This is a genomic window from Ktedonosporobacter rubrisoli (assembly GCF_004208415.1).
In the GTDB taxonomy this organism is placed as follows: domain Bacteria; phylum Chloroflexota; class Ktedonobacteria; order Ktedonobacterales; family Ktedonobacteraceae; genus Ktedonosporobacter; species Ktedonosporobacter rubrisoli.
Genome location: NZ_CP035758.1, coordinates 3,587,721 through 3,604,796, shown reverse-complemented (window position 1 = coordinate 3,604,796; position 17,076 = coordinate 3,587,721). Strand labels below are relative to the sequence as shown.

15 protein-coding genes are annotated in these 17,076 nt (G+C 49.9%); 10 read left to right on the top strand and 5 right to left on the bottom strand.

Annotation, left to right across the window (positions count from 1 at the left end; all coding sequences use genetic code 11):
- Positions 1-238 precede the first annotated feature (238 nt).
- Both EPA93_RS16055 and EPA93_RS16050 read right to left on the bottom strand, forming a co-directional pair.
- Positions 239-3,334 carry a winged helix-turn-helix domain-containing protein gene (locus tag EPA93_RS16055; protein WP_129888480.1) on the bottom strand — a complete coding sequence of 1,032 codons (3,096 nt, stop codon included), beginning with the start codon at positions 3,332-3,334 and terminating at the stop codon, positions 239-241.
- Between the two features lie 284 nt (positions 3,335-3,618).
- The gene (locus EPA93_RS16050; protein ID WP_129888479.1) at positions 3,619-4,209 is read right to left on the bottom strand and encodes a sigma factor-like helix-turn-helix DNA-binding protein; all 591 of its coding nucleotides are present in this window, start codon (positions 4,207-4,209) and stop codon (positions 3,619-3,621) included.
- A 123-nt stretch (positions 4,210-4,332) separates the two neighbouring features.
- Here EPA93_RS16050 and EPA93_RS48420 point away from each other — a divergent pair, with 123 nt between their 5' ends.
- The 6 genes from EPA93_RS48420 (at position 4,333) to EPA93_RS48415 (ending at position 8,036) form a co-directional block, all read left to right on the top strand.
- On the top strand, positions 4,333-4,506 hold the full coding sequence (locus EPA93_RS48420; RefSeq protein ID WP_165423165.1) for a hypothetical protein: 174 nt from the start codon (positions 4,333-4,335) through the stop codon (positions 4,504-4,506).
- Positions 4,507-4,516: 10 nt separating this feature from the next.
- Complete coding sequence (locus EPA93_RS16045; protein WP_129888478.1) at positions 4,517-4,963, top strand: YybH family protein; 447 nt, start codon at positions 4,517-4,519, stop codon at positions 4,961-4,963.
- 173 nt (positions 4,964-5,136) lie between these two features.
- Positions 5,137-5,775: an LUD domain-containing protein gene (locus EPA93_RS16040; protein WP_242527422.1), complete on the top strand. Its 639-nt coding sequence runs from the start codon at positions 5,137-5,139 to the stop codon at positions 5,773-5,775.
- A gap of 435 nt (positions 5,776-6,210) precedes the next feature.
- Positions 6,211-7,092 (top strand): class I SAM-dependent methyltransferase, encoded by an 882-nt coding sequence (locus EPA93_RS16035; protein ID WP_129888476.1) that lies wholly within the window; start codon positions 6,211-6,213, stop codon positions 7,090-7,092.
- A gap of 25 nt (positions 7,093-7,117) precedes the next feature.
- On the top strand, positions 7,118-7,921 hold the full coding sequence (locus EPA93_RS16030) for a hypothetical protein (protein WP_129888475.1): 804 nt from the start codon (positions 7,118-7,120) through the stop codon (positions 7,919-7,921).
- Positions 7,869-8,036, top strand: coding sequence for a hypothetical protein (locus EPA93_RS48415; RefSeq protein ID WP_165423164.1), 168 nt, complete (start codon positions 7,869-7,871; stop codon positions 8,034-8,036). The genes EPA93_RS16030 and EPA93_RS48415 overlap by 53 nt, the downstream gene beginning before the upstream one ends.
- 231 nt (positions 8,037-8,267) lie before the next feature.
- Here EPA93_RS48415 and EPA93_RS16025 read toward each other — a convergent pair whose 3' ends face one another.
- Both EPA93_RS16025 and shc read right to left on the bottom strand, forming a co-directional pair.
- Positions 8,268-9,593, bottom strand: coding sequence for a leucine-rich repeat domain-containing protein (locus EPA93_RS16025; protein WP_129888474.1), 1,326 nt, complete (start codon positions 9,591-9,593; stop codon positions 8,268-8,270).
- Positions 9,594-9,756: 163 nt separating this feature from the next.
- The gene (gene shc / locus EPA93_RS16020; protein ID WP_129888473.1) at positions 9,757-11,643 is read right to left on the bottom strand and encodes a squalene--hopene cyclase; all 1,887 of its coding nucleotides are present in this window, start codon (positions 11,641-11,643) and stop codon (positions 9,757-9,759) included.
- Positions 11,644-11,996: 353 nt separating this feature from the next.
- Between shc and hpnH the strand changes: the two genes are divergently transcribed.
- The 4 genes from hpnH (at position 11,997) to EPA93_RS16000 (ending at position 15,718) form a co-directional block, all read left to right on the top strand.
- A complete protein-coding gene (gene hpnH / locus EPA93_RS16015) occupies positions 11,997-13,049 on the top strand; it encodes an adenosyl-hopene transferase HpnH (protein WP_129888472.1) in 1,053 nt (350 codons plus the stop codon).
- 126 nt (positions 13,050-13,175) lie between these two features.
- Positions 13,176-14,192 carry an NAD-dependent epimerase/dehydratase family protein gene (locus EPA93_RS16010; RefSeq protein ID WP_165423163.1) on the top strand — a complete coding sequence of 339 codons (1,017 nt, stop codon included), beginning with the start codon at positions 13,176-13,178 and terminating at the stop codon, positions 14,190-14,192.
- Positions 14,193-14,253: 61 nt separating this feature from the next.
- On the top strand, positions 14,254-14,871 hold the full coding sequence (locus EPA93_RS16005; protein ID WP_129888470.1) for a phosphorylase family protein: 618 nt from the start codon (positions 14,254-14,256) through the stop codon (positions 14,869-14,871).
- 34 nt (positions 14,872-14,905) lie between these two features.
- Positions 14,906-15,718, top strand: a complete 813-nt coding sequence (locus tag EPA93_RS16000) for a squalene/phytoene synthase family protein (protein WP_129888469.1) — start codon at positions 14,906-14,908, stop codon at positions 15,716-15,718.
- A 75-nt stretch (positions 15,719-15,793) separates the two neighbouring features.
- Here EPA93_RS16000 and EPA93_RS15995 read toward each other — a convergent pair whose 3' ends face one another.
- Entirely contained in the window at positions 15,794-16,909 is a 1,116-nt protein-coding gene (locus EPA93_RS15995) for a polyprenyl synthetase family protein (RefSeq protein ID WP_129888468.1), read from the bottom strand.
- Between the last annotated feature and the right edge of the window lie 167 nt (positions 16,910-17,076).

Genomic DNA, 17,076 nt, shown 5'->3' with positions numbered 1-17,076 from the left:
GGTATAGCTTAGGAGAAGAGTGGATGAACTGACATCACCCAATGCGATGATTATCGCGATCTGGCGCCGGATGATTACCAGACGAAGCGCTGCATTTAAATGTTGAGATCGTTCGTGAGCTCGCACACGAGGAAGTGGAAAACTGGTTTCAACGTCTCAGTTGAGAGAAATGTTGAGAACTTTTCAGATCGTCAAGCAGTGAGCTTGATGCAAGATTGTATTTGCCAGGTGCGTGAAGTTATTTCTGTAAGTGCAAATGGCGGGCCAGTTCCATAGCTGCGATGCGGTTATTGACGTTGAGCTTGCGATAAATGCTCTGTACTTGTGAGCGGATAGTATTGACAGAGACTACCAATTCACGCGCGATTTCCGGATTGGAGCGACCGGCAGACAGCAAGCGTAAGACACGCAGTTCCTGAGGGGAGAGCGGTGCGGTCAGAGATGCATAGTCAGAGGGGTAGGGATTGCGTTCGTCCTTATGCTCAGCCGAGAAAGCTTGCAGAATAGTTTGCAGGTAAGCACTTAAAGGCCTGTCATGCAGATGCGCAAGAATAGCTTGCAGTAAAGGAATTAGCGTAACCCCTTCATCTAGAAAAAGACGCAGATAACCCTCACTGTAAGCCCGACTGAGTACAGCTTGCAAGCGTTGACGGGCCTCGTGTCCTTGCCTGCTGGCAGCTTCGGCCCGGGCCATAAGCACCTGAAGCTTTAATACACTCTGGATACGACCGGCTGCGTAAGCTGCTTCCAGTACTGGATTGAGCAGCGACAAGGCCTGCATAGGTTTATCCTGGCTAAGATGCCAGCGAGCCATCAGCAGCACCTCTTGTTCGTGGAGGGCGAAAGATGGAGCACTATCAAAGCGCTCGTGCAGAGTAAGCCAGCGGCATATAGCAGCTAGATCGCCACAGGCCAGCTCAAACTGCACCTGATGAGCCAGAACAGCTCGCGTAAAAGAGTGAAGATTATGAGATTGTAGCCAGTCGAGCAAGCTACCCAACTCGTGTATTGCGGCAGCAGGTTCTCCCTGGGCATAGTCAATATGCGCGAGGAGAAGGTGAGCGTTAAGGCGAATTTCTTCGTCAAGGATTGGCAGGCCTGAAGTTAGCACTTCACTGACAATCTGCCTTGCTTCGGCTAGATCATTCCATTCATAAGAGAGCTGGGCCAGGCTCAATTGTGCATGGGCTATGTCTGAGAGATCTTCATGTTCTTTAGCGTTTGTCAGTGCCTGACGATAATATTTAGCTGCAAGGTGTAATTCTCCTTGCTCAACACAGACACTGCCAAGCATAATAGTAGTTGGTCGGCTGAAATGATGATTGCCAATGGTTTCACATAGCACTTTTGCTTCCTCTAGCCGTGTGCGAGCTAGCGAGAGCTGGCCGGAAGATGCCTCGGCCATACCTATGACGGATAGGCTAATGCTGCGCCAGGGCAGTTCTTCACGTGGAAGGCAGGCAAGCGCCTGCTCCGCATAGGTTATCGCCTGTTTGAGCGTAGCGTGCCGCCAAGCGATTAGTGAGCGGAAAGCGAAAACCTCTCCCAGTCTGGCCTTATTTTGCTCATGTTGCCAGCCCTGTTCCGCCGCCTGAAGCAGTTTCTCAATCTGAGCCAGAGTTGCTGGAGGCAGCCTGTAGGGGCTGGAGAACATGATAACTGAAGCGTAACTCAGGCAGAGCGTGGGGCGGACAGACAGAACCCCTTCTGGAACTTGTTCTAGCCAGCGTTGCAACGTGCGGAATCCATGGATTTCATGGCTATCAATAAAATGTTCGATCAACTCTGCTGTGATGAGCATGTTCTGAGATTGAAGGGCAGCTTCGATAGCCTCGGTCTGTAAGCCGTGCTCTTCGTACCACAGACTGGCTTTATGAAAGGCATCTCTTAAGGCCTCTTCACCCAGGCGACGACGGGCCTCATGCTGCATAGCTTCGGCGAAAAGCGTATGGTAGCGATACCAGCGTCCAGAAGCATCAAGGGCTTCCAGGAACAGGTTGGACCGGGCGAGGGTCTCTAGATATTGGGTGCTATCCTTGCGCCCAAGTAGAGCATCACATAGGGGACCGGTGAGACGGCTAAGGCCGCTGGTAAGTAGAAGGAAACGCTGTAAAGGTTCGGGCTGAGTTTCCAGTAACTCGGTGACAAAATATTCAAGGACTGATCGGTGGCTTCCAGCGAAATTCAGAAGAAAATGTTCAGCTTCTTGAGAAGAACTGTACCTATGTAATGCGTGTGTGACCAGGCGCAGGCCCGCAGCCCAGCCTTCCAGGCGAATCTCAATCTGTCTGATTGCTTGTGGGGAAAGTCTGAGCGGCATAGCTTGTTGCAGGAAGGCCTCTGTCTCGGTAGAGGAGAAACGAAGATCAGCCGCATGTAGCTCATAGAGATCGCCGCTAGCGCGTAGGCGAGCCAGCGGAAGTGGGGGCTCACTGCGCGTTATCAGCAACACATGCAGAGCGGAGGGAAGGTGCTCAAGCACAAACGCCAGTGTCTCATGAATCTGTGCCTCTGTAATCAGATGGTAGTCTTCCAACACCAGAAGGCCTTCATTGGTGAGGGCAGATAGCTCGTTAAGGAAGGTAGTAAGAGATGTCTCCAACTGCGAGTGCTCAAAGGGAGGTTGCCAGCCTGAGCGTAACTGCAGAAGCGCTGAATGTCCCACCGAGGCTGCAAATTTCTGGCAAGCCGTGAAGATATAGTGCCAGAAACGTATAGGATCGTTATCACCGGCATCTAGCGAGATCCAGGCAATGGTAAGAGGACGAGCATGAGTTGAGGAAGTGCGATCTGCTATCCACTGGCTGATCAGGGTTGTTTTGCCGAAACCTGCAGGAGCAGAGACAAGCGTAAGTTTATGCTCTAGAGCCTCGTCGAGCTGAGTAAGCAGGCGTTCGCGCAAAACGAGAGGTGTAGGCAAGTGAGGCAAGCGCAATTTAGATAAAAGCAGTGGCGCGTATATGCTCGCTGTATTTTCTTTCTGGCCTTTTGATCCAAGGGTAGCACGATATTGGCGGGCTGTGAGAACCTGTGCAATCTCTTCTAAATGTGCAATAGTGAGATAGGGTGTTGAGCCCACATATTGCTTAAGCGTACGACCGTTCTGAGTTCGATAGGCATACCAGTAGCCGTTGCCACGCGCACGCGTTTCCTTCAAAAGGGTCAAATGTCCATGTTGGCCTTCAAAAGAAAAAGAAGAGAGGCTGGCAGCCTGAGCGATCCATTGCTCATCACCAGGGCTGAGAAAGCGTCCCACAGTTTTTCCTTGTTTGCGCAGCTCATAGGCAGCTGGTTGAGCAAGCCAGACAAGCGTATAGGCAGACGTTCTAGGCATACAAAATACTTCCCGTTGGCCGGATGATCCTTGATTGATACAGATTATTAGCGCAAATTATGTCATATTCGCGCGAATTCCCCAACGCGTTATGTTGGTGATTATAGCAGCGAGGCTCGTGCTACGCAAGCCGAGCTGTATCATACGGCATGGAGATGTTGGGGAATTGTGCCTGAAGTGCCGTATTGAGCTGGGGCCTGGAACTCACTTTTGTCATCTCTTCCGAGTTTCGAATGGCCTAGAGGCGTCTCGGTCCACGCTTGGGGTAGATGCAACATGTGGTGTTAGACATGGGAGAGTTTATCCGGGTTGGATACAATACGAATGGTCTGAATATGCCCGGTTTTCACTTCAATCGTCAGCACTGAAAGGGTGCGCGAGCCGACGCGCGTAATCAAAGCTGGTTGACCATTGACTGTTGCCAACTCTACCTGGAACCCCTGCGGTAACGACTGCCAGACCGCACTCCCTGTTTCTAGCAAGAAACGTGTCACGGCCTCACACCCAGCTATCGGTTGCGTCGCGGCCCCCGAAACTTTGCCGCCGCCATCGCCCCAAAACGTGACATCTTCTGCCAGCAGATTCATCAAGGCGGCCATCTCACCAGACCTTACCGCCTGAGAAAAACTGATGAGCAGATGCTTCTGGGTTTCGGGGGATGCTGGGAAGCGGGGGCGGTGCTCGCCCAGGTGTTTCTTGGCCCGGCTGAACAACTGCCGACACGTGACCTCACTTTTTTCAAGAAAGGTAGCGATCTCTGCGTAATCGTACTCGAAGATCTCGCGGAGCAGGAAGACGGCTCGTTCGGCTGGGTGCAGCCGTTCTAGCAGGATAAAGCTCTCCATTTGGTAAAAATGTTGTGGAGATTCCTCCAAAAATATCTTCACATAGAAAGAGCGTCGAGGGGTCCTTTTTGTGACAGGTATTGGTTGTCACAAATGTGCCCACACAATGCTCTTTCAGTATGATGCCCCTACAAGTTGGGTATGAGAGCTGTAATGCTACTAACACAGGGCGCAGAGGTGCTTACTCGGCTCGAAAGCACAAAAGGAGAGAAGAAATCACCGGATGAATTGGGCCGAGAGGTGATCATTGCGAAGAATCTACCCGAATGGCGCGCCGGAGACATGGCTCACGAAAGTGGACAGATGTCTTTCATGCGCATTCCGTAAGGAGGAAACAATGTCGATTGAAGACAACAAGAACGACGATAAAGCTGAAATCAAAAGGAACATAGAGAGGGGGGTCGAGGCGATTCTCGCGAGGGACATCGATGGGATTCTGTCCATGTACGCTCCCGATTTCGTGTCGTTCGACATCACGCCCCCGCTGCATAGCCTGGGAGTAGAGGCACACAGGAAACGATGGGAAGAGGCGTTCACGTCGTTTCCGGGTCCAATCAACTATGAAATAGCTAACCTGGATATCACCGTGGGCGATGACATGGCCTTTGCTCACAGCCTCAACCGACTGAGCGGAAGCATGACCACTGGGCAGAAGATTGGTCACTGGCTGCGTTGGACCGCTTGCTTCCGCAAGATCGGTGGCAAGTGGCTAATTGTCCACATGCAGGCTTCGGTGCCGGTCGATTTGGGGCTTGGCAAAGCGGTGCTCGAACTTTTGCCATAGTACTTTTTTGGATGAACCTGGTTGCATATGGACCTTTCTTCTAGTGCTGAACGGTTGTAGGCATCATTGATCTGAGCGACCATATGAGCGGCGAGAGGAGAGCGTGTCACCAGAGCCAGTGCACCCAGGTGCATCTCAACATTTATACGAGAAAGAAAGGGAAAACGCGCTCAATGACTAGCAATCTCTCACCTTCCATATTTACTCATCTGGCATCGGGGCAGCAGATCGAGAAGACCGTCAAGGCCCTGCATGCCCACGGTATCCGCGTGGTCGTCTGTGAGACCGGCGAACAAGCCAGCAAGTGTGTGCTTGAACTGATCCCCAATGGTGCAACAGTCTATGATTTGCCCTCACGGACTCTTGAGATGATTGGCCTCTCTGAGCAGATCGAACGCGCAACCCGCTTTCAATCAGTGCGCGTTCAGGCTGCGGCGCTTGATCACACAACCAAGCGCAACAAGATACGCAAGCTGATCGCTGCTCCCGATGTCCTGGTGGGGAGCGTCCACGCCGTCACCGAAGCTGGCGAAGTGCTCATTGCCTCAGCCTCTGGCAGCCAGTTAAGCGCCGCGGCCTGTGGTGCGAGCAAGGTGATCTGGGTGGTGGGCACGCAAAAGCTCGTGGGCACACTGGAAGATGGACTGGGCCGCATCCGCGACTATTGCCTTCCCTTAGAAAGTGAACGTATGCAGCGCGCTTACGGCCAGCTCAGTGCCGTAAGCGCCATCAATAAACTGCTGACCATCACTGCAGAGCACAAGCCTGGTCGGATTACGACGGTCCTGGTCAAGCAGCAGCTTGGCTTCTAGCAGATCTAGTAAAGCGAGAGGAGCTTGCTTGACGAGAACTAGCAGAAGAGTGCAGCAATTATGCAGATAGAGGGACTGACTTTCCACGCGCATTATCTTGCTTAGCAGAAAGCTTCAGCTCCTTAGAACAGCGCTCTCTCAGCTCTCAGAGAGAACCCTACAGCCTTCGAGGCAAGAGGCAAATGGAGGTCTAAATACGATGCATATCTGCGCCCCAAAAAGGGAGATATGCGTCAGATGACAGCCTTTCTCACTATTACATGCTCAAGAGAAAGCTGCAGTCGCAAGAAAAAAGCCCCAGCCTCAGATTACGTGCGAAAAGCTCGACAGAACGGCAAAGCTGGTGTTATACTTCTTTGCAGGGAGGATGGAACCTCTCCGAGAGGCAGAGGTAGATGATAGAAGATCTGCCTGCAAGAACAGGAAGTGTGTAGCATGCCATCACCCTTTGAGACACCTCCAACCGAACAGCCCTCGACCTACATAGTGCAGGACTGCTCCAACCAACAAGAGCTTGAGCGCTTACAGGTCCAGGATCATCTCTTCACGGTAGCAATGGGTGGGGTGCTGCCCGAACAAGATGATCCAACCCAGATACGCCGGCTCCTTGACGTAGGTTGTGGCTCGGGTGGCTGGCTGATCGAGACGGCCAGGACCTACCCAGGCATCTCGACACTTATCGGTATCGATGTGAGTCGGCGCATGATCGAGGCAGCCCGCACCCAAATCCAGGCGCAAGGCCTGACATCGCGAATGGAATTTCAGGTCATGGATGCGTTGCGCATGCTCGAATTTCCCTCTGGTTATTTTGACCTTGTGAACTTGCGCTTTGGTATCAGCTTTTTGCGCACCTGGGATTGGCCCAAACTGCTTAGCGAGATGCAACGCGTCTGCCGACCTGGAGGCATCGTTAGGGTCGTTGAAGGTGAATTAGCGCCAGAGACTACCAGCCCAGCGCTTACCCAGTTCCATCGGTATCTGGTGGAGGCATTTTTTCAGGCTGGCCATCTCTTCACGCAGGATGGCGCATCAGTAGCTACCCGTCTGTTCGATCTGCTTAGCCAGCACGGCTGCCTGCATGCCAAGAGCCGCAGGCAGCCGCTCGGCTTCCAGGCTGGCACCTCCGCAGCAGAGGCCTATCAGGAAGACATTCGTTTTCTTGTGCTTACGCTGCGTCCCTTTCTGCAGAAATGGGGCTGCTTGCCCAAGGATTATGATGCGCTTTCCCAACAGGTTTTGACCGAGCTCGGACAATCCACGTTTCAAATCCACGGTCACCTGTTCACCGCCTGGGGCCAGGCGCCGGCGCGAAGATGAATGATGCAAGTGGAATCTAAAGGCGATGAGGACAACGAAGATGCATATTTTTGTGGATATCGACGGCACAATTGCCAGGCGTAACCCGCAACATACTATGCGGCTCCTCAATGTTGCCCTCAAGCTCTCTCTGCCGCCCGAGCAACTGGCAACCCTCAGCTGGGAAGATTTCTTGCAATTGCCGGCCCTCATTGAGAAAATTGGTGCTGAGGGAGAGCGCAAGCGCCAGAAGTTTCTTTCCAGCCTGAATCTTGAACCCTCTATTCTGAGAGAACATATACCTATTGAAGGGAGCCAGCACGCCTTGTTGATGCTGGCACAAGCAGGACACACTATGAGCTATGCTACTGCTCGCTTGGTCCTGCTCGAACCACATGCGCCGGCGAGTATGCGGGCAAAGTATGCAGCAATAAACGAGCGCATTCAGACCTCTACCAAACAATGGCTCAGCCATTACCACTATCCCTTTCCCCACCGGGTACATTTCAGTGGCCACGGGGCCAGTAAACTCCCAGTAATTGCCTCCTGGTTACACAATCACCCACAAGAGCAGGCCATTCTTATCGATGATCGACCAGAATTGTTTGCTCAAGGATGGTCAGCGCTTTCTGCCGATGCACAGACAGTGTTAGGTGAGCAAGAGCGGTTCGTCCTGGTTGGCTATAACGTGAAAATGCTTGAGGAAGGGCAACTACGTAGATATCCGTTTCGTAGTGTGATCTGTTCATCCTGGAACCACTTCGCTGATCTCATCCAAGAGGAGGGAGTCCTTTCACATGGCCGATCAACAACCCACCCAGCAGCCCAACCAACCCGCTCACCTGAATGAGGTGGACGAGGAATTAGAATTGATCTATACCATTGTCACCGATCCTGAGACGCCCATTCGCCTGCCAATTACGGAAGAACAGCAGGCAGTAAAAAAGTCCAATCAGCAGAAGTAGGTATCATCTCTCACAAAACAAAGAGAGAGCGTAAAAGGTATAGTCCTCTCTTTGTTTTGGTTCGAGGGAAGTCAATCTCTTGTATCTCTGGAATAAGACGAGGGTTGGCCCTATTGCTGCTTGCACCTCAACGAACATGCAGACTGGCTCGCCATGTAAGAAAAGCGATCGATGGACCTGTTAAGCCTTTTTTGTTAGTGATCACTCTTCTCGGAAATGGGTACTGTTCAGTTATAGATAGAGCATACATCCGCGCCGTTCAAGCTGAGATAACCAGTCAGGAAATCTCGTCAACTTGTTCCAGCGTAGATCTAATTTCTCAAGTTTTGGCAACTTACAAAGGCTTGCTGGCAACGTTCTCAATTGATTAGCGCGCAGGTCGAGATGGGTGAGATTGCTCAATTTGCCAAATGTCTCCGGCAGCTCCTGTAACTGGTTATTGCGCAAATCGAGAAGCGCAAGATTGTTCATCTCGCCAAATGTTTCTGGTAACAGAGCCAGGCGATTATTAGATAGTCGTAACTCTGTCAGACTCTTCAACTTTCCCAACGATGCTGGTAAAGCAACTAATGCGTTGTTCATAGCATGCAATTCTTTTAGATCAGTCAGATTACCCACTGTCTCAGGTAGTTCGCTGAGTTGATTATTGTATATTCTTAACTCCCTCAACTTTGTGAGATGCCCTAGCGTAGCAGGCAGTTCGCGCAATTGGTTGTCTGTTATGTTGAGATACCTTAAGTGCTCTAGACGTTCAAACAGTTCTGCTGGTAGAGACGTAAAATGGTTATTGCTCATGTAGAGGAAATAGGTGAGATTACTTAACTCACGCAAGGCAGCAGGCACACGCGTTAATTCATTGTGGGCTATATCGAGGGTATGAAGCCGGGTTAGCCTCCCTATATGCTCAGAAAGCAATGCAATGTGATTTTCTGCAACGTTTAAGCATTGTAAGTGAGGCAATTGCCATAAGGATTCGGGAAGCTCTTCTAACGCGTTGTGCCCGATACTCATATCTTCGAGATGAATGAGCCGTTCAATACCTGCCGGGAGAGAGGTTAGCCGATTACCATATACTCGTAACGTCTTGAGTCTGCTAAGCTGGCCTAAGCTTGCAGGTAATGTTACTAGCTGATTCCTGTCAGCATGAAGTTCTTCGAGCTCCCGTAAGTTCCCTAATGCGTCGGGAAGCTCGCTCAGGCAGTTCGCATCTACCCGTAAAGTTTTAAGCTTTTGTAAGCTGCAAAGGGAAGTTGGCAGCTTAGTTAAACGATTGTTGGTCACATCCAGGTGCTGTAGGCCAGTAAGCTCTCCCAGCGTTTCTGGGAGTTCTTTTAGCTCACAGTGCCGCAGCCAAATAGCCACTACCACATTATTCTCAACCCGCAAACCTATCTCCCCAGCGTTTCCATCTAGCCTTTCAGCAAATGAAATAGGAATGCTAGCACCTTCTTTGAGGAAACCCTTCTCCCGCAAAAGGCGTTCTACTATTTTTAGCGCACTTGTTTCATGGGCAGAGATGGTTACGCCAGCGTAGCTAGGCTCAGATGCATGCAACATTTTTCTTTCTCAACTCTTACTTTTTGCGACACAAGGTATAACAAAAGAAGCAGTTTTCTCGTCGGTTTTCAGCTAAGCGCCAGGCTGCATGAGCCCGCAATTATGGAATAATATTTTGATTTAGTCAAGAGTCCTCTGCAGGAGGAAAAGATTCTCCTGAAAATTAGCCTTGTTGCGCCTGGCAACCTCTTGCCAAGGCCATGGTTGGAAACACATGCTGATACAGGTGATATTTAATATAGAAGTCGTGAGGAAATCCTGTACCTGTATATTCGCGCTCTTCCCATGTACCGCTTACCTGAGTTTGACAAAGATACTCTAATCCACGCGTGCAAGCGCTATGATGATCTAGTCCGGCTAATTGTAAGGCTAAGGTTGCCCAGGCCGTTTGAGATGGAGTACTACTTCCTATGCCCGCAAAGGTACTATCTTCGTAGGAATAGCATGTCTCTCCCCATCCACCATCGTCGTTCTGGTGCCCAACCAGCCATACGACCCCTCTATCAATCATATCCTGAACCTTATACCCTCGTTTTCGTAGCTCGACAAGAGCTGAAATGACACACCATGTTCCATATATGTAGTTAACTCCCCAGCGACCAAACCAGGAACCGTCTAAGCGCTGAGTTGAGCGTAAATATTGAAGGCCTGCTTGTATATGCCGTCTTGCATCCATGTCATCTAGCTGAGCTAACATTTCCAGAACATGCGCCGTCACATCTTCTGAAGGCGGGTCCAAAAGTGCCCCAAAGTCGGCGAACGGCAAACGATAGACCATCCCACGCATATTATCTTTGTCGAATGCTCCCCATCCACCATTGCTCGACTGGGTAGCCACTACCCAGCGCGCCGCACTCTCCGTAGCCTTACATACCTCTTCTCTTTCTCCTGCTTCAAGCAGGGCTAACACTACCACGCCAGTATCATCGATATCAGGATATATGTCATTTTCAAATTCAAATGCCCAGCCGCCACAAGCTATTGGGCCACAGCGCACCTGCCAATCTCCCCCTGAAAAAATTTGCTCGCGCAGAAGCCACTGAACTGCGCGCCTTAAACTGGGATGGTCGCGTCTTAAACCAGCATACCTCAGAGCACGTAGCCCCCAGGCTGTATCCCAAACCGGCGACATGCAGGCTTGAAATCTCCACCCACCCTCATCATCCAGAACGAAGTTTTCCTGGCCCTCTATGCCTCGTTGCATGACTGGATGATCGAGACCCATACCTTCTATATGTAAAGCAATTAATGAATACACCCAGGGAGGTTGAATGCCGCCCCAACTCCCATCCGCCTCCTGCCTCTCTACGATCCAATCAACTATGTTCTGGCGAGCCCGTAATCGGCCTGGCTGCCAGGCAAAAGCCTCATAGAGTTTTAGCAGCTTATCAAGCCACCAGAAAGGTCCTGAGCCAGGTACTCGATCAAGGTGATTTTCACTTCCCGGCACGATTAGTTCGGCTACACTGCATCCTAAAGCTTTAGTCGGTTTGTGTGAAAGCACAATTAATAGTGGAGCTATAGTGCCACGGGCCCAGCATGCAAAGTCGTAAAGATTCAATGGTAGCCTGGGTGACAAATAGATCAGCTCAGGAGGCATGCTAGGAATGCCCGACCAAGGATACTGACCAAACAAGGCAAGCCAGATTTTGGTAAATACTCTGGCCTTCGCTATTCCTCCTTGTTGATGTATCACCTTGAGTGCTCTCTGCATCATATCACAACTGGTATCTACTCCCAGCACCTTGAGCGCTACGTAGGCCTCAATTGTAGTACTTAAATCTGCGGGACCACCAAAATACAGTGCCCATGATCCATCCACCCTTTGTTTGCTCAATATATGCCTGATGGCACCTTCCCTGATACGTTCTACACTGAGCTCTAAGAAACGCAGCAACAAAACATGCTCCGCAGTCATGGTCACGTTTGTTTCTAGCTCACCACACCACCACCCGTCAGCATCTTGATGCTCCAATAGCCATTCTACAGCTTGATCTACTGCTCTCTTCTGCCAGCTTTTTTCCCGCCGATTTAGCCGTTTGGCGCCCATCTCATCCCCTTTCGGATAAGCAACAACTCCCAATAATAGGTCCTAAGGCTTTTTCCCCTAACACTACATAACAACTTCTCCTTACCCCTCTACTAACTATCACCTACCTAAAACTATCCATATTATCTCGATAGGTGGTAAGCTTTTTTCTTTACTTCATCATCAGAAATACTGGATATATTCAATTTAATAATCCATACTTGCTTACACGCTCTTCCTTAAATTGTCTACACTCATTTGTATTTATTCGTATACTCTATATAGAAAGTATACCTTCCACAAGAAAAAAGCGAAATCAATATATCTTCCCTACAGTCCAGCATACCAATGCGGAGAAGGAGATGAAACTGACTATGGCTATTACCCTCCACCAAACCCTTCATATAACTGCCTATCTTATGCGGCAACGGCTTACCGGTCGCAAAAAATTTCCTCTTGTGCTACAGCTTGAGCCACTCTATCAATGTAATCTCGCGTGCAGCGGCTGCGGAAAAATACAACATCCTTCCTCTATCCTTGCTCGACGACTCTCTGTCCAACAATGCATTGATGCCGTCGAAGAATGTGGTGCTCCTATCGTCTCCATAGCTGGCGGTGAGCCACTTATCCATCGAGAGATCGACAAGATTGTCGCGGCATTAATAGAACACAAGCGTTTCGTCTATCTTTGCACTAATGCTATTTTGATGGGCAAAAAGCTCGATCAATTCAAGCCTTCTCCCTATTTTTCCTGGTCGGTCCATATTGATGGCTTAAGGGAACGCCACGATCAGTCGGTGGCCCGAGAGGGGGTCTTTGATAAAGCCATTGAAGCAATCAAGGAAGCCCAGCGCCGAGGTTTTCGCGTTACAACCAATACCACATTCTTCTCACAAGATAGCGTGGGTAGTATTCGCGATGTGCTTGATTTCTTGAATAACGATGTGCAGGTAGATGCGATGCAGATCTCTCCAGGATACGCCTATGAGAAAGCTCCCGATCAAGAGCATTTTCTTGGTATCGAGCGGACCCGCCAGATATTTCGTCAGGCTTTTTCAGATGGAAGAAGACAGAGATGGCGCTTGAACCATTCTCCACTCTTTCTGGATTTCTTAGAGGGTAAAGTAGATTTTGCGTGTACAGCCTGGGGCATTCCCTGCTACTCCGTACTGGGCTGGCAACGCCCTTGTTATCTCATGGCCGATGGATATACCAGGACATATAAAGAGCTCATCGAGACGACGCCCTGGAAGCAATATGGGCGAGGCAAGGACCCTCGTTGCGCTAATTGTATGGCTCATTGTGGTTACGAGCCCTCAGCAGTACTTGCTACTATGGCCTCTCCCTGGGAGACTCTACGAGCTACTGCCGATGTCGTGCGTAGCGCCCTACAGACTATCCCTGCTGGAAAATCCGACCGCACTTAGCATCTAGCGAGCATGCTACACTGGGATGAATTTTCGCCAGGTTCTTCATCAGAGTAAGATTTGTTTCGATTATATAAATTAAGTAGCTTTGTAAAATGACCTTGATAAGTTGATAGGATGCGGCGAATGGCTGGACATATACAGCGTGTAAAGGATGCTGACGATTTAGTATTCTTGACTGGAGCAAGTGGATTTGTAGGTAGCCACGTACTGCGGGCTCTCCTGGCGGCCCGATATCGCGTACGTGCTCTTGTCCATACGGCAGCCAGGTCGTTACCCTCCCTTGAGGGATGCACTCTCGTACAAGGCGATATCTTACGCCCCGGTGAACTAGTACACCATATGGCCGGTTGTCGCTATCTTATACATGTGGCGTCTCTCTACTCCTTCCTGCCCGCAATGCGTAATACAATTTTTGCCACAAATGTTTATGGCAGTGCGGGGATATTGGAAGCTGCACAATTGGCAGGTATTGAACTAGCTATTATTACCTCCAGTTCATCAACAGTTGGACCCAGTGATAATGAGCATCTAGCTACCGAGGATAATTGGGATACAGAGTATGCTTCTTCTGCGTACCATAGATCAAAGCTACAGCAAGCACGAATAGCGCTTGCCTCACAGGTGCCAGTAATCCTTATCTTGCCTACAGCTCCAGTTGGACCGGGGGATTGGAAACCAACGCCTACGGGGAAAATGATAGTTGACTTTATGCGCGGACGAATCTTTGCTACGCTAAATGGCGGTTTGAATATTGTAGCAGTGGAAGATGTGGCAAAAGCGCATGTTTTGGCGCTTCAATATGGACGTTGCTGGGAGCGCTATCTGATAGGAGGTGAAAACGGAAGCCTGTCTCAGCTCTGGGAGTCTCTAGCCGAAATCTGCGGCCGCCGGGCTCCAAAGATACACATTCCTTTCCCACTGGCTCTTACTCTGGGCTTGGCTAACGAGCTTTACTATCGAATAGTACCCTGTAGAGTAGCAGCGCCATTGATACCGCTCGAAGGTGTCCGTATGGCTCGTCACCATATGTATGTCAGCTGTGCTAAGGCTCAATCTGAACTTGGCTATAGGGCAACTCCTGTGATTGCAGCACTGGAACGAGCCGTGCGGTGGTATTACGATCACGGATACGCAAGATAATAAGATTGGGGGCTTCTTGAGGCATCATCAGGTATGGTTGCAGAATATATGTCTCTTGGAGATGAGCAGTATGGAAATCCTGGCGCCAACTTTTCTTGAGTACTGGGCAGTGCGTTGTATGCGCCCCAAAGTTCCTATTAGATGCGCTGGCCTTCGATTAGCACATTGGAAAGGTTTGCCCAAGAGTTCCCCTGTAATAGTGTGCGGCCTGGCAGGGGCGCTAAGTAGTCATCTAGCTCCTGGAACTGTTCTGATACCTGAGCGGGTTGGCCTCACTGATGGAAGCATCAGGTGCTGTGACCCAATGCTTGTACAGATATTAGTAGCAGCCGCACAGATGTTGCACCTGCGGTTGGACACTGGCACGCTTCTAACCGCTCAATCTCTTATCGTTGGGCAAGAGCGGCATGTTTGGTACCAGCGTGGTTTTGTGGCTGCCGATATGGAAACAGGGCTGCTTCTAGACCATGGTTTGCGTATAGCATCGATAAGAGTTATTCTTGATAACCCAGAACACGATATTTCCCTGGATTGGCTCCATCCCCTAAAGGTGTTACTGCGGCCATCGCTCCGTGAGGAGTTCTTCTGGCTAAGTCACATGGCTCCACGTTATGCCTTGCGAGCGGCTCGTGTGCTTAAGGTTGGGCTTGATCTAGCGCCGGATAGCATATTTGTTTGAGTAAAGGTTGTTTTGCAGAAGGAGAGGTGACACAGTGAACATTAGTGAAAATGCCCTGGACATATTGAAAAAAACTAGCCGCACATTTTATATACCCATTAGCCGTTTACCAACTGATCTGCAGGCAGCGGTAATGTCAGGTTACTTGTGTCTGCGCGCAATCGATGAAGTGGAAGATCATCCCAGCCTGGATAATCGTACTAAAGCAGTCCTGTTACATGCTATTAGCAATATTCTGCAAACTCGCTTTACTGAAAACGATTTTACTGCTGTGTTGGCTGGTTACCGGCAGGAACTTCCAGAAGTAACTCTCTGTGTTGGCAAATGGGCCTTGCTTGCTCCTGCCTCTATAGCACCGCGTATTTGGGAAGCAACAGCAACTATGGCCGAACGTATGGCCCAGTGGGCTGAACATAATTGGAAAATCCAAACCGAGGAAGATCTGGATCGCTACACATTTGGCGTAGCTGGTTCGGTTGGCCTGCTCCTGGCGGATCTATGGACCTGGTACAACGGAACAGCATCGAATCGCATACATGCAGTGGGATTTGGACGTGGTCTGCAATCCGTGAACATCTTGCGTAATCACCCGGAAGATGTGGCTCGCGGAGTGGAGTTCTTTCCAGTAAATTGGAAGGATGCTGATATGCATACCTATGCACGTCGTAATCTCGCTCTAGCGGACGCTTACACGAATGCACTTCCCCCTGGCCCGATATTGGACTTCTGTGCTATTCCACTCGCTCTGGCTTATGCCACCCTTGATGCCTTGGCCCGCGGGGATAGGAAACTCAATCGCAAAAATGTACTGGAGATTGTTAATCAGTGCTCTTCAGAACAAGCCTGATTATCAGAAGCAAGCTTATCCAAAGCCATTGCTACCATTGCCAGCGGATGAGCCTCTTGTATGGAAGGAGTGGCATTATCTTCCCTCTACGAAATCGATAAGCGCCTCCAGGTCAGCCTGTGCGCGCGTGGTATGAGCTGAGGGCAGAGAGACTACTTGACTAAGAGCTGAGCGAGCTTGTTGACACTGCCAGGCCAGAACCTGAGCGCAGTATTCCTTGGTCTGAGTCCGCGCAAAGATCGCTAGAATTTCTTGAGCCTGTTCCTCGGTAATTGGCGCTTCCTGGTTATATATATTTGTCATTATGCTCTGATCTTCTGAGCACGCTTGCTGAAAAGCATGTAGAATAGGTAAACTTTTCTTGCGCCTGTAGATATCGCCAACGGGAAGCTTGCCCAATTCAGCTTCGGTTGCCCAGATGCCTAGCATATCATCGCGCACCTGAAAGGCAAGTCCTAGAGCGTGTCCGAAGCAGGCCAAACCCTCAATAATTTCTGTATTATGGGTTCCCAATGTTGCGCCCATCTCTGTGGCGCACGCCATTAACGCTGCAGTTTTACGGCTGATCATCTCTTCATAATTTGAAAGTGAGACTTGTTGCTGTCTTTCAAAAGACATGTCGAGATGTTGTCCTTCAGTCAGGTGAAGCAGGGCTGTATCAAATAATTTGGCCAGTCGCAAGGCAGTTGCAGGCTCTACTCCTTCGTCAAGGACTTTCCAGAGATGAAGACGCGTTATGGCAAGCAAGGCATCTCCTACAAGGATTGCTTGTGGGACTCCCCATACAAACCAGACTGTTGGGCGATGCCGCCGCTCGATATCCCCATCTTGAATATCATCATGTAACAGCGTAAAATTGTGCATTAATTCTATAGCTGCAGCAGCTGGAAGAGCTGGCCTTAGCGAGAGTGGAAGGGTATTTTGTGATGCTGGTTGTTCCTGCGTACAAGCAAGCTCATAACCCAATAGCAACAGGATGGGACGTAGTAGTTTACCAGAATAGCCCTTGGCCGGTCGAAGCTCTTGATCTACCCAGCCCAGATGGTATTGCATTTGTCCTTCCAACATTAAGAGATCATCGTAGTTGATACCCTCTGCGAGCAATGCCTGCTTTGTGCGAAAAGCTCTATGTAACTCCTGCAAAATTTCTTGCTGATAACGTTGAAAAACTGCGCGTGTTGTGTCTAACATGCCTTTTCCTGAAAGACTCTCTACCCCTACCTAACGAGCAAGGCTTTGAATCCTCCTACCCTTTCTCCGATTCTAATGTTCCTGGCGATAGCCAGATTTGCGGAGAAAAGCAATGGAGATCCTCTTCTCCTAGTAAAACATAGTATAGCATAAAGTTAAAAACTATA

What these genes read in the sequence shown, in the direction of transcription:
- shc (WP_129888473.1), bottom strand. Translation starts at nt 11,643, where the DNA reads ATGGGCGCCAAACGGCTAAATCGGCGGGAAAAAAGCTGGCAGAAGAGA.
- hpnH (WP_129888472.1), top strand. Translation starts at nt 11,997, where the DNA reads ATGGCTATTACCCTCCACCAAACCCTTCATATAACTGCCTATCTTATG.
- EPA93_RS16010 (WP_165423163.1), top strand. Translation starts at nt 13,176, where the DNA reads ATGGCTGGACATATACAGCGTGTAAAGGATGCTGACGATTTAGTATTC.
- EPA93_RS16040 (WP_242527422.1), top strand. Translation starts at nt 5,137, where the DNA reads ATGACTAGCAATCTCTCACCTTCCATATTTACTCATCTGGCATCGGGG.
- EPA93_RS16005 (WP_129888470.1), top strand. Translation starts at nt 14,254, where the DNA reads ATGAGCAGTATGGAAATCCTGGCGCCAACTTTTCTTGAGTACTGGGCA.
- EPA93_RS48415 (WP_165423164.1), top strand. Translation starts at nt 7,869, where the DNA reads ATGGCCGATCAACAACCCACCCAGCAGCCCAACCAACCCGCTCACCTG.
- EPA93_RS16055 (WP_129888480.1), bottom strand. Translation starts at nt 3,334, where the DNA reads ATGCCTAGAACGTCTGCCTATACGCTTGTCTGGCTTGCTCAACCAGCT.
- EPA93_RS16025 (WP_129888474.1), bottom strand. Translation starts at nt 9,593, where the DNA reads ATGTTGCATGCATCTGAGCCTAGCTACGCTGGCGTAACCATCTCTGCC.
- EPA93_RS16045 (WP_129888478.1), top strand. Translation starts at nt 4,517, where the DNA reads ATGTCGATTGAAGACAACAAGAACGACGATAAAGCTGAAATCAAAAGG.
- EPA93_RS48420 (WP_165423165.1), top strand. Translation starts at nt 4,333, where the DNA reads ATGCTACTAACACAGGGCGCAGAGGTGCTTACTCGGCTCGAAAGCACA.
- EPA93_RS15995 (WP_129888468.1), bottom strand. Translation starts at nt 16,909, where the DNA reads ATGTTAGACACAACACGCGCAGTTTTTCAACGTTATCAGCAAGAAATT.
- EPA93_RS16030 (WP_129888475.1), top strand. Translation starts at nt 7,118, where the DNA reads ATGAGGACAACGAAGATGCATATTTTTGTGGATATCGACGGCACAATT.
- EPA93_RS16035 (WP_129888476.1), top strand. Translation starts at nt 6,211, where the DNA reads ATGCCATCACCCTTTGAGACACCTCCAACCGAACAGCCCTCGACCTAC.